General features: G+C 72.5%; 13 protein-coding genes. 9 read left to right on the top strand and 4 right to left on the bottom strand.

The features are described from left to right. Positions 1-49 precede the first annotated feature (49 nt). A complete protein-coding gene (locus Drose_RS11600) occupies positions 50-2527 on the top strand; it encodes a putative bifunctional diguanylate cyclase/phosphodiesterase (protein WP_260728176.1) in 2478 nt (825 codons plus the stop codon). Between the two features lie 10 nt (positions 2528-2537). Here Drose_RS11600 and Drose_RS11595 read toward each other — a convergent pair whose 3' ends face one another. Next, entirely contained in the window at positions 2538-3056 is a 519-nt protein-coding gene (locus Drose_RS11595; protein ID WP_260728175.1) for a chemotaxis protein CheX, read from the bottom strand. 210 nt (positions 3057-3266) lie between these two features. Here Drose_RS11595 and Drose_RS11590 point away from each other — a divergent pair, with 210 nt between their 5' ends. From Drose_RS11590 to Drose_RS11575, 4 genes are all read left to right on the top strand, one after another. Further along, the gene (locus Drose_RS11590; protein ID WP_260728174.1) at positions 3267-3920 is read left to right on the top strand and encodes an ATP-dependent Clp protease proteolytic subunit; all 654 of its coding nucleotides are present in this window, start codon (positions 3267-3269) and stop codon (positions 3918-3920) included. Positions 3921-3998: 78 nt separating this feature from the next. Next, the gene (locus tag Drose_RS11585) at positions 3999-4346 is read left to right on the top strand and encodes an MmcQ/YjbR family DNA-binding protein (RefSeq protein WP_260728173.1); all 348 of its coding nucleotides are present in this window, start codon (positions 3999-4001) and stop codon (positions 4344-4346) included. Then, the gene (locus tag Drose_RS11580) at positions 4343-4702 is read left to right on the top strand and encodes a YciI family protein (RefSeq protein WP_260728172.1); all 360 of its coding nucleotides are present in this window, start codon (positions 4343-4345) and stop codon (positions 4700-4702) included. Before Drose_RS11585 ends, Drose_RS11580 begins: the two co-directional genes overlap by 4 nt. Positions 4703-4715: 13 nt before the next feature. Further along, positions 4716-6056: an RNA polymerase sigma factor gene (locus Drose_RS11575; protein WP_260728171.1), complete on the top strand. Its 1341-nt coding sequence runs from the start codon at positions 4716-4718 to the stop codon at positions 6054-6056. Positions 6057-6075: 19 nt separating this feature from the next. Here Drose_RS11575 and Drose_RS11570 read toward each other — a convergent pair whose 3' ends face one another. Both Drose_RS11570 and Drose_RS11565 read right to left on the bottom strand, forming a co-directional pair. Continuing rightward, entirely contained in the window at positions 6076-6531 is a 456-nt protein-coding gene (locus Drose_RS11570; RefSeq protein ID WP_260728170.1) for a pyridoxamine 5'-phosphate oxidase family protein, read from the bottom strand. A gap of 15 nt (positions 6532-6546) precedes the next feature. Then, positions 6547-7359, bottom strand: coding sequence for a hypothetical protein (locus Drose_RS11565; RefSeq protein WP_260728169.1), 813 nt, complete (start codon positions 7357-7359; stop codon positions 6547-6549). 110 nt (positions 7360-7469) lie between these two features. On the opposite strand from Drose_RS11565, the gene Drose_RS11560 reads away from it, so the two are divergent. The 4 genes from Drose_RS11560 to meaB all read left to right on the top strand — a co-directional run bounded on the left by Drose_RS11560 (position 7470) and on the right by meaB (position 15346). After that, positions 7470-8804 (top strand): HNH endonuclease signature motif containing protein, encoded by a 1335-nt coding sequence (locus Drose_RS11560; protein ID WP_260728168.1) that lies wholly within the window; start codon positions 7470-7472, stop codon positions 8802-8804. Between the two features lie 925 nt (positions 8805-9729). Then, on the top strand, positions 9730-12060 hold the full coding sequence (locus tag Drose_RS11555) for a methylmalonyl-CoA mutase subunit beta (RefSeq protein ID WP_260728167.1): 2331 nt from the start codon (positions 9730-9732) through the stop codon (positions 12058-12060). A 68-nt stretch (positions 12061-12128) separates the two neighbouring features. Next, positions 12129-14246 carry a methylmalonyl-CoA mutase gene (gene scpA, locus Drose_RS11550; RefSeq protein ID WP_313900044.1) on the top strand — a complete coding sequence of 706 codons (2118 nt, stop codon included), beginning with the start codon at positions 12129-12131 and terminating at the stop codon, positions 14244-14246. Positions 14247-14263: 17 nt separating this feature from the next. Further along, positions 14264-15346: a methylmalonyl Co-A mutase-associated GTPase MeaB gene (gene meaB, locus Drose_RS11545; RefSeq protein WP_260728165.1), complete on the top strand. Its 1083-nt coding sequence runs from the start codon at positions 14264-14266 to the stop codon at positions 15344-15346. A gap of 26 nt (positions 15347-15372) precedes the next feature. Here meaB and Drose_RS11540 read toward each other — a convergent pair whose 3' ends face one another. Further along, positions 15373-15588 carry a ferredoxin gene (locus Drose_RS11540; RefSeq protein WP_260728164.1) on the bottom strand — a complete coding sequence of 72 codons (216 nt, stop codon included), beginning with the start codon at positions 15586-15588 and terminating at the stop codon, positions 15373-15375. Positions 15589-15699: the final 111 nt, after the last annotated feature.

Genomic DNA, 15699 nt, shown 5'->3' with positions numbered 1-15699 from the left:
CACGATGAGACCGGCAAGTGGCGCACACAGATCACGCGGTCGCCGGCTCATGGCGTCGGCCCCGCTCACCCTCATCGCGGCCGCGGCGGTCCTGCTCGCCCGGTCCGCCGGACTCGGCGCGCTCACCGTGGTGCTGCTCACGGCCGCCGCGGCCGCGGCACTGCAGGCGTTCCGGCTGGTCCGGATCGCCGTCATGGCGTGCCGCGAGCGCATGGCGCCGTCCGCCGCCGCCGGCCCCGGTGCGCTCGGCCTCGGCGTCCTCGCCGCCGGGGTCTGTGCCGCCGGGGTCTCTGCCGCCGTGCCCGGCCTGACACCCGGCCTGACACCCGGCCTGACACCCGGCTTGACACCCGGCTTGACACCCGGCTTAACGGCCGGCGTCGCGCCGTTCGCCGGGACGGCCCTCGTCGCCGGCCTGCTGGTCCTGCCCGGCGTGACCGCCGGCGGCCCCGGCGCCGCCGCCCGCCGCGCGTTCGACGGGGTCTGCGTGGCGCTGTGGGTGTACCTCATCCTGGTCGTGCTGGTGCTGGAGGTGGACGGCGGGTCCAGCCCCGCCGCGTTCGTCACCTGCCTGCTCACCGTCGTCGGCGTCACCGTCGCCGTGGTGAGCGGCGTGCGGGCGCGGTACCCGCGCGGGCCCGCCGCCACCGCCGCCGCCGGCGTCGCGCTGCTCGTCCTCGGCCTGGCCGTGCCGCCGCTGCTGCCCTCCTCCCCGCATCAGCGCGCCCCGTGGCCGCTCGCCGCCGGTGGGCTGCTCGTCCTCGGCTCGGTGCTGGTCCGGGCGGGTGCCCGCCGGTCCGTTTGGACCGCCATGACCCCGGCGAGCACGACCCCGACGAGCACGACCCCGACGAGCACGGCCCCGGCGAGCATGGATGCGGCGCGGCCGGAGCGGCCGGCGGGCGACGGCACGCTCATCGGGGACCCGCTGCTCGTCGCGCCGGTGCTCGCCGGAGCCGCGGCGGTGCTCTACTCGCTCGCCACCCGGGGACGCATCGGGCCGGCCGCCCTGGTGGTCGGGCTCGTGGCCGTCCTCGCGGTCGTGCTCCGCGAACTGCTCGACAACCCCGGCCCGAGCGCCCTGCGCAGCCGGATCCGCGACGGGTCCGGGGTCTGGCGGCACGTCGAGTTCACCGTCACCGACCCGCGCGGCACCCCGGAGGTGCGGGGCGTCGTCGTGCACCTGCGTGACGTCACCGAGCAGCACACCCTTGAGCACAGCCTTCAGCGCACCGCCCGCGTCGACCCGCTCACCGGCCTGGTCAACCGCGCGACGCTGCTGCGGGAGCTGGCCACCGGCGGCGGGTTCCTGCTGACGATCGGCCTCGACGGCTTCGCCGCGGTCAACGACCTGCACGGCCCCGACGTCGGCGACGCCGTGCTGGTCGCAGTCGCCGCCCGGATCCGCGCCTCGATCACCGGCGGCGACGTCGCCGCGCGACTCAACGGCGACGAGTTCGCGATCCTCACGCGGGTCGGCAAGGTCCACGCGTACACCCTCGCCACCCGCCTGCTCGGTGAGCTCTCCGCGCCATATCCCGTGCCCGGCACCGCGCTCCCCGACCTTCTGCCGTCCGGTCCCCTGCCGTCCGATCCCGTGCTGCGGCTGTCCGCCGGGGTCGGGCTGGCTCCGGTGGGCGGTGGCCCCGAGGAGACGCTGCGGCGGGCCGGACTGGCGCTGCGGCGGGCCAAGCGCGCCGGCCGGGGCCGGATCGAGTGGCACGACGAGGCGATCGAGGAGGCGTACGCCCGGCGGGCCACGCTCGAACAGCACCTGCCGCACGCCGTCGAGCGCGGCGAGCTCGACCTCGCCTACCACCCCGTCTACGACCTCGTCGAGGGCCACCCCATCGGGGTCGAGGCGCTGCTGCGCTGGCGGCATCCGCGGTTCGGCACGATCCCGCCGCGGGAGACGCTGGAGGTCGCGCGGGAACTCGGACTCACCGGGCAGGTGCACGACTGGGTGCTCAACCGGGCGTGCCGTCAATTGTCGCTGTGGCAGCATGAAGGGTACCGGCTGTGGATGAGCGTCAACGTCACCTTCGACGACCTCGTCGCGGCCGATTTCGCGTCCCGGCTCAGCCTGGCCCTCGACAGCCACCAGGTCGACCCCGGCGACCTCGTGATCGAGCTCGCCGAACGGGACTTCGGCGCCGACCTGGAACGCGCCGCGGATCCCCTGGCGACCGTGCGGGCGATCGGCGTCCGCATCGCCCTGGACGGCTTCGGCACCGGCCTCACGTCACTCGCCCACCTGCGGCGGCTCCCGACCGACCTGCTCAAGGTGGACCGGTCGCTGTTCGCGCTGCCGCCGGCGACCGGCGGCCCGGTCGCGCCGATCATCGACGTGGTGGTGAAGCTCGGCCAGCGGCTCAACGTCGCGGTGGTCGCGCACGGCCTGGAGGCCCAGCAGCACCTGGAGCTGGTCCGGTCGGCCGGTTGCCGCTTCGGCCAGGGCCACTTCTACGGCACGCCCGGTCCGGCGGAGCGTGTCGAGGCGGCGCTGGTCCACCAGCGGACATGGTGAGGGTGAGCGCTCAGCGTGTCTTCGCGGTGATCGGGAACCCGGCGCGCTCGGGGTTGACGTCCAGGACGCTGAACGTGATGGGATCGGTGCCCTGCCACGACACGCTGAGGCGGTGCGTCTCGCGCGTGGCCGGAAACAGCATCCTGCCGGTCGCGACCACGGGCAGGCCGAGCTTGGCGGGCTGGGCGCCGCGGTTCTTGACGTTGCCGCCGACCACGTTGATGAGCTCGCCCATGGCGTCGGTGATGTCCTGGTCGGTGACCTCGTCGGCCGCCATGGCGAGCATGAGCGCGGTGATGTCGGTGGCCGCCGCGGGCGGTACGAGCACCCGGACGTGCCCCTCCCACGCCCCGGTGATCGACACCGCCGCGGTGATCATGCGCTGCTCCACGGGAACGTACGCTTCGACCGGCTCCGCGCCGGGCTGCTGCAGGTAGGCGTCCCAGACCTCGTTGACGATCGCGATGAGGTCCTCGTCGTCGATCCCGGATGGCGCAGGTGACGCGCTCTGCGTCAAGGCGTCCGTCATGACCGCTCCCGGACGGTGTACAGAAGGCACCGCCGACCGGTGCCGCTTCATCCGCATGTTGCCAGGCGAAGGTTTCATCCCCGGCGTGTTTGCCGAATCCGGCGCGCACCTCTCCCCGAGGCCCCTTCCTCGCACCGCCCTCCTTACGCCCGCAGCGGAATGGGGGTCCGGCGGGCTGTCCCGGGTCGTGGTGTCGCCTATGTTCGGGTGATGTCGATGTCGCACAGTCCCAGCCTCCGGTACGACCGGCGGCCCGGCCGGCTGCCGGACGACGACCCGACGGGGCCGTTGGGGCCATCGGGGCCGTTCGGACCGGGCGGCCCGTCGCCCGCGCAGCCCACGCCATGGCTCGACGAGCAGTTGTTCGGCCGCCGCATGCTCTTCCTGCGCGGCGACATCGACGCCGAGACGGCGGCCCGCGCGGCGGCCATCCTGCTGGCGCTCGACGCCGCCGGCACCGACCCGATCACGATGCACCTGAGCGCCGACCACGGCTCCCTGACGGCGGTCTGGACGCTGGTCGACGCTCTCGACGCGGTCAAGGCCCCGGTGCACGCGACGGCGATCGGCCAGGTCGGCGCGGCCGCGCTCGGCGTGTTCTGCGCGGCCGGCCGCCGCTCCGCGTTTGCGCACGCGAGGTTCCGGCTCGCCGAGCCGAAGGTCTCCAGCCCCGGCGGCACCGCCGACCAGGTGGTCGCCGAGGCCGGCCGCTACCTGCGCGACCTCGAGGACCTGGTGCTGCGCATCGCCGCCGCGACCGGTCAGCCCCGTTCGAGCATCGAGGACGACCTCCAGTCGGGCCGGGTCCTGTCAGCCGAGGAAGCCCTGTCGTACGGTCTGATCACCGACATCGTCACCCGCTGACCGAGCCGGGCTCGTCGGCCGGGCTCAGGTGAGCTCCGCCCGCCAGCCGGGACGGGTTCTCCGTGCCAGGATAGGCGGATGGGGAGCGTCGATGAGGTGCGCAAGGTGGCCCTGAGCCTGCCGCGCACGACCGAGCATCTGATCCGTGACCGGGTCAAGTTCCGGGTCGGCAGGATCGTCTACCTGGCACTGTCGCAGGACGAGAAGACGCTCGGCTTCGCCTTTCCGAAGGAAGAGCGCGACGCGCTCGTCACGACCGAACCGGAGCGGTTCTTCCTGCCGAGGACCTCCGACCTGCGGTACCACTGGGTCTGCGCCCACCTCGACCAGCTCGACGCCGACGAACTGCACGACATCGTCGTCGACGCCTGGCGGATGGTCGTCCCGAAGCGGGTCTACGCGCAGTGGCATCAGGGGGTCTCGTGAAGTATTTGATCATGATCTACAGCAACCCGGCGAGCCGCGCCATGTGGGAGACGTTCAGTCCGGCCGAGCAGACCGAGGGCTGGGCCCGGCACGCGGAACTCCGTGACGCGATGGCCGCCTCCGGCGAGCTGGTCCACTCCGAGGCCCTGGCACCGCCCGGGGCGGCGAAGGTGCTGACCACCCGCGCGGGCCGCCCGCAGGTCACCGACGGCCCGTTCGCCGAGGTCAAGGAGCACCTCGCCGGCTTCTACCTGGTCGACTGCGATTCGCTCGACCGCGCGCTCGAACTGGCCGCCGGCATCCCCGAGGCCCCGTACGTCACGATCGAGGTCCGCCCCGTCGTCGACCTCGGCTAGCGAGCCCCGCCCCGTGGCCCAGGTCGAGGAACTGCTGCGCACCGAGGCGCCGCACGTGCTCGCCGCGCTCGTGCGGCACCGCGGCGACTTCGAGACCTGCGAGGACGCCGTGCAGGAGGCGCTGCTCGCCGCGGCACTGCAATGGCCGGTCGAGGGTGTGCCGGCCAACCCCCGTGGCTGGCTGATCACCGTCGCGTCGCGCCGCTGGATCGCCCAGTGGCGCGCCGACACCGCCCGCCGCCGGCGCGAGGCTCTCGCCGAGCCGCCCGTCTCCGAGGCCGCCCCGCCGCCGGCCTCTTCCGTCGACGACTCGCTCTCCCTGCTCATGCTGTGCTGCCATCCCGCGCTGACCCCGCCGTCGCAGGTGGCGCTGACGCTGCGGGCCGTCGGCGGCCTGACCACGGCCGAGATCGCCCGCGCGTACCTCGTGCCGGAGGCCACGATCGCCCAGCGCGTCAGCCGCGCGAAGCAGCGGATCAAGGCCACCGGCGCGACGTTCCGCCCGCCCTCGCCGGACGAGTTCCCGGCCCGTCTCGACGCCGCCCTCCAGGTGTTGTACCTCGTGTTCAACGAGGGCTACACCGCGACCTCGGGCACGTCGCTGCACCGGGTCGACCTGACCGCGGAAGCGCTCCGGCTGACCCGCGAGCTGTACCGCACCCTGCCCCACCTCCCTCCCCATCTCCGGCAGCGAGGATCCGCGCCCGGCCACGCCGGCGCGACGCCCGCCAGCCATGGTGCGGTCGCCGGTGAGGTCGCCGGCCTGCTCGCCCTCATGCTGCTCACCGACGCCCGGCGGCCGGCCCGCACCGGGCCCGGCGGCGCGCTGATCCCCCTCGCCGAGCAGGACCGCAGCCGCTGGGACCAGGAGCTGATCGCCGAGGGTCGCACCCTGCTCACCACGACGCTGAACACCGCCCCGATCGGCCCCTTCCAGTTGCAGGCCGCCATCGCCGCCGTACACGACGAGGCCCAGCGTCCCGAGGACACCGACTGGCCGCAGATCCTCGCCCTCTACGACCTGCTGGCCGGCCTCTCCCCCGGCCCGATGGTCACGCTCAACCGGGTCGTCGCCGTCGCGATGGTCGACGGCCCGGACGCGGGCCTCGCCGCGCTCGACAAGGCGGCGTCCGACCCGGCGCTCGCCGGCCACCACCGCGTGCCGGCCGTGCGGGGGCACCTGCTGGACCAGGCCGGCCGCCGCGACGAGGCACGCGAGGCGTTCGAACAGGCGGCGAACCTGACCGAGAGCGACCCGGAACGCCGATATCTGCTGTCCCGGGCGGCGCCCTCCCCCGCCGGTCCCTCCCCCGCCGGCCCCGCTCAGGTCGTGCCCTCCCACGCCGCGCCCTGAGCCGCGCCGGCCGCTCGCCCTATGTGCGGGTCCGCTGCTCATGTCCGCGGTCCGGGTGCCAGCTCTCGATCACCAGGTGGTCGCCGGCCGCCGCCACATACGTCAGCACCACCTCGGTCACGTCGATCCGGAACCGGTGCGAGCCGTCCTCCGGCGCCGGGTCAACGACGTCGTGCGCCGTCCCCGAGATCTTCGCGTCGCCGGGCCACGACCCGGGATCGTCCTCGGGCGGGTCGAAACTGGGACTGTGCAGCGCCAGCCGCGGGTCACGGAGCAGGTCGCGCGCCTTCACCGATCCCGGCATGCTGCCCAGCAGCAGCTCTCCGTCATCGGTGAAGTCCACCTCGGTGCCGCTGATCCGCGGCGAACCGTCGCCGCGCAACGTCGCCATCGTGCTGTGCTTCCCGGCGGCGAACCGGGCCTTCACCCGCTCCGCGAACCCAGGCTCCGCCTCGACGAACTCGTTCCACCACATGCGAGCATCGTGGCATCAGGGTATGACATTTTTCGGGTCGTTCCGCGGGGCAGGCGCAGCCGACCGGAACGGCTTCGCCGGAGTCGAAATCGGCACCGCGGTCGGCGCGGCGTCATCACCCAGCGCGGCGTCATTACCCAATGCGGCGGCATTGCTCAGCGCGGCGTCGTTGCCCAGCGCGGCCTCGTTGCCCAGTGCGGTGTAGTTGCCCAGCGCGGTGTCATTGCCCGGTGTTGTGCCGCTGTCCGCGTCCGCGGCGTCGCGCAGTTCCGCGGCCACCTTCGTCGAATACCGCGAATACCATGGCGGCGGCCACACCGCCGCCGGCAGTTCGCCACCCGAGACGCCGAGGCTCGTGCGCGCACACCGGTAGTACTCGTTGCGGGCCGCCTCATACTCCCCATACGCCTGCGACCACTCCTCCGCGCCGTCGAGCATGCCCCGCGCGAAGAACTCCAACTGCCAGACGCTCTGATGCCAGGCACGCGCGGCGGCGATCGTCTTCGCATCGCCGAGCAACAGCACCGACTCCCAGCGCGCGGTGCGCTCCGCGTTCGCCTGGTTGAGCTCCCGGAGGCCATCTTCCAGAGGTACACCTTCTGAAGCACCGGCGAGACCGCGCGTCACCGCCAGCCGGCGCGTCACGTGGACGACCCGTTTCACCGAGTTCCCGTACTCGACATAGGACTGCATGCGGTCCGCATCCCACCGGATGCGCCGTTCGCGCCGCCAGCGCGCACGTTCGCCCCAGGCCGTCAGAAGGTACGTCATGACGACGCCGACCACCACGCCGAGCAATGCCGGCAGTTGCTGAACGAACTCGCGCATCGGCACAGCGTACCGATTCATCGACACCTCCCACCCACCTCGTCACCTTGGGTAATCGATCGACTGCACCTTCGCGGTTCGTGTCGTACTGGCGGCGTAAGTTGCCGGGCGTGGATGACGACGTGTTGGCAGTGATCGACGCGGCCCTCGGCACGGGCCCCGCGTCCGGCGCGTGGGCCTGGTCCGATGTGGACCTCGCGGCCCGCGAGGACGCCGTGCACACGTTGATCCAGCGCGCCACCGCCGCACACCTCGCCATCCTGCGCGAGCTCGACGGCCGCGCCCTCGCGAAGCGTCACGGCCAGACGTCCGCACAGTGGATACGCGCCCGCCATCAGATCTCCAGCGGCACCGCCCACCGCTGGCTGAGCCTCGGTGCGGCCCTCGACCGCCCGGAGCTCGCCGCGACCGCCGCGGCCCTCGCCGAGGGAGCGATCAACGTGGAGCAGGCCGCCGCGATCGCCGAAGCGGTCGCCGAGCTCCCGGCTCCGCACCGCGGCGACGCCGCGCGGCTGCTGCTCGAGGAGGCCGGCCAGTCCGACCGGCACGGCCTGCGCACCCGCGGCGCACACTTGCTCGAGGAGTTGGATCCGGAGGAGTACGAGCGGAGGCAGCGCGACCACCTGGAGAAGGCCACGCGCGACGCGCACCGCGCCCGCGCCCTGCACATCCGCGAGATCCCCGGCACCCAGCAGACCCGCATCACGGCGCTGCTCTCCCGCACCGACGCCGCCATCGTCCGCGAGGCCATCGACAGTCTCTGCTCACCGCGAAGGGACCGCTGTTCCAGCGACGACGGCCGGCCCATCCCACTGCCGACCGCCCGCCAACTGCGCGCCGACGCCCTGGTCGACCTGATGCGCATCGCGCTGGCCTGCGGCGAGCTTCCCGACCACGGCGGCGACCGCCCGCAGGTCACCGTCACCATCCCGCTCCAGGTCCTCCGTGACGGCACCGGCTCCAGCAGCGGCTCGGCCGGCTCGGCCGGCTCGGCCGGCTCGAACAGCGGCGGGGTCAGCTCGGCGCGACTGGAGGACGGCACGGTTCTCTCACCGGGAGAGGCCCGCAGGCTCGCCTGCGACGCGCAGCTCATCCCGGCCGTCCTCGGCACACCGACCCAGATCCTCGACCTCGGCCAGGCGCGACGCCTGTTCACCGGCCCGCTCCGGCGAGCGCTCATCCTGCGCGACGGCGGCTGCGCCTTCCCCGGCTGCGATCGTCCACCGAAGTGGTGCGACGGCCACCATATCCACCACTGGGCGCACGGCGGCCCGACGAACCTCACCAACGCCGTGCTGCTCTGCCACCTCCACCACCGCCTGGTCCACTTCGGCGAATGGGTGGTGCGCCTCAATCCGGGCGACCACCTCCCCGAGTTCATCCCTCCCGCCGACATCGACCCGGCCCAGGCCCCGCGCCGCAACACGTTCCACCGACGGACGTAGGGCCGACGACCGAGCCAAGGACGCGAGGCCGCGAAGCGGTCATGGCCGACCCGGGCTACCGGTATGGCCGTGCCGCCGCGTGCCTGAACTCCCGCATGTACCACCCGGCGCACGCCCCACCCGGCGCACGCCCCACCCGGCGCATCGCCCAGCCGGCGCATCGCCCAGCCGGCCAGACGGACGGCGATCATGAGGGTGGCAAGCTTGCGGGTACGAGGCCGCCATGCACTCGGCCGCTGTACACGCGACCGCGATGTACCTCGCGGCCGACGAGTGGCACGTTCGGCGACGTCCATCGCGGCCCCCGCCCGCGGTGCAAGGCTGCTCGTCAATCCGCTGATGGCCGTCTCCTACAGTTTCACGGTCGACGGTTCACGGTCGACGGCCCGGCGAATGCTCGCTGTACCTGGACCGGCTGGAACACGCGATCGGTATGAACCAGGTGATATGCCGCATCGAGGAGTTCCGGTACGGGTGACGCCACGCATCCCACGCCCTCCCGCACTGACCAGCTACCGAGGGCAAGGGCCCACAGCTCCGGGCGACGCGTGAACGCAACCGCCGTAGCCTCCAGCGACGCCACGCTCAAACAGCGCCACAGCCAAACCGTGCCACAGCCAAAACAGCGCCACAGTCAGTCAGCGCCACAGCCAAACAGCGCCACGGTCAATCGGCGCCATCACCAGACGCCAACGCCGGAGATAGTCGCTCCGTCGCAGGTCAGGAGCGGATCGGCGGGTCGGCGCCGCGTCCGGAAGGTGATCCGAGAGACGGCACCAGGCGTCCGGACGCGCACGGGGCGACGCCTGTCAGTCGGTGAGATAGTCGACTGGTGGAGGTTGTCACAACGCGGATTCGTTCACTGTCACACGCCTTTAACATTCGTGCATGAACGGTGCCAGAGCACATGCCGGAGCCGCCTGACATGGCACAGCCGCCTGAAGCAGCAGAGCCGCCGCGCGCCGCCGATCAGCCGAACGACGCAGGCCAGTCCAACGCCGGCGTCCGGCCGACCGACGCCGTCCGGCCCGACGTCGCGAAGCGACCAAACGCTGCGGGCCAGTCCAGCGCCGCCGCGCTGAGCACCGCCGCGCCGAACACCGCCGCGCTAAACACCCCCGAGCCGAACGCCGCCGAACTGAACACCGCCGATCAGCCGCGTGCCGCCGATCAGCGGCAGTTGGTCGAGCCGCCCCAGCGGCCGGATCTGCGGCTGGCCGCGGACTTCCCCGCCGCCGACCTGCGGGAGTGGCAGCGGCTGGCGCTGGGCGTGCTGCGCAAGTCGGGGGCCGCCGGGGACGGCACATCGTCGGAAGCTGTCGACGAACTGCTCGCCACCGTCGACTACAGCGGGGTACGGATCAAGCCGCTCTACACGGCCGCCGACCAGGCTCCCGCGGCCGGGCTCCCGGGGCACTCGCCGTTCATCCGTGGAGGGCGGGCCGCCAACGGCCCGTGGGACATCCGCCAGCGGCACGCCGATCCCGACGCCAAGGCCACCCGCGAGGCGGTCCTCGCCGACCTGGAGAACGGTGCCACGTCGATCTGGCTCGCCGGTATCGCCCCTGCCGACCTGCCCGAGGCCCTCGACGGGGTACAACTCAACCTCGCGGCCGTCGTCCTCGACAACGGCGCCGGCACCGAGGCCGCAGCGGAGATCTTCCTCGGCCTGCCCGGTGCGGAGAAACTCGGCAACCTGGGCGCCGACCCGCTGGGCTGGCAGGCCCGCACCGGCGAGCCCGCCGACCTCGGCATGCTCGGCCGCCTGGCCCGGAGGGCGGCCGCCGTCGGGGGCGGCACAACCGGGAACATCACAACCGGGAACATCACAACCGGGAGCATCACAGCCGGGAGCATCACAGCCGGGAACATCACAGCCGGGAACATCACAGCCGGGAACATCACAGCCGGGAACATCACAACCGGGAACATCACCGCCGGGCTGCGGGTGGCGACCGTCGACGCGACCCCGTACCACGACGCGGGTGGGAGTGACGCCGAGGAGTTGGGGTTCGCGGCGGCCACGGGCGTCGCGTACCTGCGGGCGCTCGTCGACGCCGGCCTCAGCACCGGGATGGCGCTGCGACAGCTAGAGTTCCGTTACGCGGCCACCGCCGACCAGTTCGCCACCATCGCCAAGCTGCGCGCCGCGCGGCGGATCTGGGCCCGGATCGCGCAGGTCTGCGAGGTGCCGCACCTCGGCGCACAGGTGCAGCACGCGGTCACCAGCGACGCCATGATGACCTCCCGCGACCCGTGGGGAAACCTGCTGCGCACCACGATCGCCTGCTTCGCCGCCGGGGTGGGTGGCGCCGACGCGGTCACCGTCCAGCCGTTCGACGCACGGCTCGGCCTGCCCGACGGGTTCTCGCGGCGGATCGCGCGCAACACCCAGTCGCTGCTCGTCGAGGAGGCGAACGTCGCGCGGGTCCTCGACCCGGCCGGCGGATCCTGGTACGTCGAGTCGCTCACCGACGCCCTGGCGCACGCAGCCTGGGACGTCTTCACCGAGGTCGAGCGGGCCGGAGGGATGCGCGCCGCGCTCGACAGCGGGCTCGTCGCCGACCGGATCGAAGCCACCTGGCAGCGGCGGGCCGACAATCTCGCGCACCGCCGCGACCCGATCACCGGCGTGTCGGAGTTCCCGCTCCTCGAGGAGCGCCGCCCGCAGCGTGCCCCGGCGCCGTTGCCTCCTTCAGGAGGATTGCCGCGGCGATGGTACGCGCAGAGCTTCGAACTCCTCAGAGACGCCGCGGACGCCGCCGGGGCGGACGGCGAGCCCCCGACGGTGACCCTGGTGACGCTCGGCCCGCCCTCGGCCCACTCCGCGCGCGCCTCGTTCGCCGCCAACCTGTTCGCGGCGGGCGGCATCAAGACCGTCCAAAGTGGACTGGACGGGACAGCAGGCCAGCCGGCCGGGGCGACCGCCAAGCCTGACAGCACGACAGGCCAGCCGGCCGGGGCGACAGCCAAAGTCGTGTGCATCTGCGGTTCGGACCGTTCCTACCAGGAGCAGGCGGCGGTGGCAGCCCGCCGGCTCAAGGAGCAGGGCGTCCAGAAGGTCTGGCTCGCCGGGCGACCGCCGAAGGGCGGGGACGACGAGGCCGGCGGCGCGGGCTACGACGGCGTCGACGACTACCTGTACGCGGGCTGCGACGCACTGCGGGTACTGCGGCAGACGCATGAAGACCTGGGAGTGCGAGACCTGAGAGTGCGCGACCTGGGAATGCGAGACCTGGGAGGGACGGCACAGTGATCCCCGACTTCTCCGAGGTGGCCCTCGGCACGCCGCGGGTGGACGAGAGCGTGCGCGCCGACGAGAGCATGCGCGCCGACGAGACCACCGCGCGCGTGAACCAGGCGGGGCCCGACGGACACGAGCCCTGGCAGACGCCCGAAGGGATCGACGTCAAGGCCGTCTACACCGAAGACGACCTGGCCGACGTGGATTTCCTGGGGACGTTCCCGGGCATCACCCCGTACCTCCGCGGCCCCTATCCGACGATGTACACCACACAGCCGTGGACGGTCCGGCAGTATGCCGGCTTCTCGACCGCCGAGGAGTCCAACGCGTTCTACCGCCGCAACCTCGCCGGTGGGCAGAAGGGCCTGTCGGTGGCGTTCGACCTGGCGACCCACCGCGGGTACGACTCCGACCACCCCCGGGTGGCGGGTGACGTCGGCATGGCCGGGGTCGCGATCGACTCGATCCTGGACATGCGGCAGCTCTTCGAGGGCATCCCGCTGGACCGCATGAGCGTCTCGATGACGATGAACGGTGCGGTACTGCCGGTGCTCGCCCTCTACATCGTGGCCGCCGAGGAGCAGGGGGTCGCGCCGGAAAAGCTGTCCGGCACGATCCAGAACGACATCCTCAAAGAGTTCATGGTGCGCAACACCTACATCTATCCGCCGGAACCGTCGATGCGCATCATCAGCGACATCTTCGCGTACACCTCGGAACACATGCCGAAGTTCAACTCGATCTCGATCTCGGGATACCATATCCAGGAGGCGGGGGCGACGGCCGATCTCGAGCTGGCGTATACGCTCGCCGACGGGATCGAATACCTGCGCGCCGGGCGGGACGCGGGCCTCGACGTGGACGCGTTCGCGCCGCGGCTGTCGTTCTTCTGGGCGATCGGCATGAACTTCTTCATGGAGGTCGCGAAGCTGCGCGCGGCCCGGCTGTTGTGGGCGAAGCTGGTCAAGGAGTTCGGCGCGACCAACCCCAAGTCGCTGAGCCTGCGCACGCACTGCCAGACGTCGGGCTGGTCGCTGACGGCGCAGGACGTGTTCAACAACGTGGTCCGCACGTGTGTCGAGGCGATGGCGGCGACGCAGGGGCACACGCAGTCGCTGCACACCAACGCGCTCGACGAGGCCCTCGCGCTGCCCACCGACTTCTCGGCGCGGATCGCGCGCAACACGCAGTTGCTGCTGCAGCAGGAGTCCGGCACGACCCGGGTGATCGACCCGTGGGGCGGCAGCGCGTACGTCGAGAAGCTCACCCACGACCTGGCCGTCCGCGCGTGGCAGCACATCGAGGAGGTGGAGCGCGCCGGCGGCATGGCCCGGGCGATCGACGAGGGCATCCCGAAGCTGCGCATCGAGGAGGCCGCGGCCCGTACCCAGGCGCGGATCGACTCGGGCCGCCAGCCGGTCATCGGCGTCAACAAGTACCGTCCCGATGCCGACGAGCCGATCGAGGTGCTGAAGGTCGACAACAGCTCGGTCCGCGCGCAGCAGGTCGCGAAGCTGGAGCGCCTGCGGCGGGAGCGCGACCAGGCGGCCTGCGACCGGGCACTGCGAGCCCTCACCGAAGGTGCCGCCGGCAAGGGCAACCTGCTGGCCCTGGCCGTCGACGCGGCCCGCGCCCACGCCACCGTCGGCGAGATCTCCGACGCGCTGGAGAAGGTCTTCGGGCGCCACACGGCCCAGATCCGTACGATCTCCGGGGTGTACCGCGACGAGGCCGGAAACGTGAGCAACATCGAGCGGGTGCGCGCCGCCACCGCGGAGTTCGCGGAGGCGGAGGGGCGCCGCCCGCGCATCCTGGTCGCGAAGATGGGCCAGGACGGCCACGACCGCGGCCAGAAGGTGGTCGCGACCGCCTTCGCCGACCTCGGCTTCGACGTCGACGTGGGCCCGCTGTTCCAGACGCCCGCCGAGGTGGCCCGGCAGGCGGTCGAGGCCGACGTGCACATCGTGGGCGTCAACTCGCTCGCCGCGGGGCATCTGACGCTGGTACCGGCGTTGAGGGCCGAACTGGCGGCCCTCGGGCGGGACGACATCATGATCATCGTCGGCGGCGTGATCCCGCCGCAGGACTTCGACGAGCTGCGCGCGGCGGGCGCCGTGGCGATCTTCCCGCCCGGCACCGTGATCGCCGACGCGGCGCTGGACCTGATGGGAGAGCTGCGATCGCGCCTGCGTCACTGACCGACTACGTCGACGGGGTGCTCGACCGGGACGGGCCCGCGCACCGCGCGTGGCTCGCCCGGGCGATCACGCTCGTCGAGTCGACCCGGCCCGACCACCGGGCGATGGGCCAGGAGCTGCTCGTCGCGCTGGCGGCGCACGCGGGCGGCACCGCGAGCAGTCCCGGGCCCAGCGCGCGGCGGGTCGGGGTGACCGGCGTGCCCGGCGTCGGCAAGTCGACGTTCATCGACGCGCTCGGCACGCATCTCACCGCCGCCGGGCACCGGGTCGCGGTGCTCGCGGTCGACCCGTCGTCGACCCGCACCGGTGGCAGCATCCTGGGTGACAAGACGCGGATGACGCGGCTGGCGACGGATCCCGCGGCGTTCGTACGGCCGTCGCCGACCTCCGGCACCCTCGGCGGCGTCGCGCGGGCGACGCGTGAGGCGATGCTGATCGTGGAGGCGGCCGGGTACGACGTCGTGCTCGTCGAGACCGTCGGCGTGGGCCAGTCGGAGACGACGGTCGCCGAGATGGTCGACTCGTTCCTGCTGCTGGCGCTCGCGCGTACCGGCGACCAGTTGCAGGGCATCAAGAAGGGCGTGTTGGAGCTCGCCGACGTGATCGCGGTGAACAAGGCCGACGGCCCACACGAGGCCGACGCCCGGAAGGCGGCGCGGGAACTGGCCGGCGCGCTGCGCTTGCTGCGCCCACCGGCTGCGGAGGGAGCACCGGAGAGACCTCCCGGCAGCGCTCCCGGCAGAGCTCCAGGCAGCGCTCCCGGCAAAGCTCCAGGCAGCGCTCCCGACAAGGCCGACGCCTGGCAGACGCCCGTGGTGACCTGCAGCGGGCTCACCGGGGCCGGCCTTCCGGAGCTGTGGCAGCAGCTCGAACGGCACCACGAGTCGCTGCAGCGCACCGGCGAGCTCCAGCGCCGGCGGCAGCGCCAGCAGCTCGGCTGGGTCTGGTCGATGGCGCGCGACGCGCTGCTCGACAGCCTGCGCACCAACGAGGCCGTGAAGGCGCTGACCCCCGAGGTGGAGCGCCGGGTCCTCGCCGGCACGATGACCCCGGGCCAGGCGGCGGAGGCGCTGCTGAGAGCGTTTCACGGGAAGGGCTGAGGCGCCGGGCCGCGGCGCCGACGGGCTCAGACCTCGACCGGCTCCCCGGTGGTCAGGTCCACGACGGAGATCGCCTCCATCGGGCACGAGGCGACCGCGTCGAGGATCGCCTCGTCGGGCTCGACGTCCGGCGTCACAGGGTATGAGCGGCTGGCGGCGTCGTCGAGCTCGAACCGTGAGGGTGCGATCCCGACGCAGATGCCGGATCCGATGCAGGTGTGATCCATGGTGATCCGCCACATGCGACCAACCTATCGAACTCCGCAACTGCCCGCTGCCCCGCCGCGACGGCCGGCCCGGAGCGCGAGCGAGTTTTCCACCCCCCGTCTTCATGTTCGATGGCGAGCTTGTGG

The sequence above is a fragment of the Dactylosporangium roseum genome (assembly GCF_025264685.1).
GTDB classification, from domain to species: Bacteria; Actinomycetota; Actinomycetes; order Mycobacteriales; family Micromonosporaceae; genus Dactylosporangium; species Dactylosporangium roseum.
Note: the sequence above shows the minus strand (reverse complement) of the source record. Positions and strands in the feature narration are given on the sequence as shown.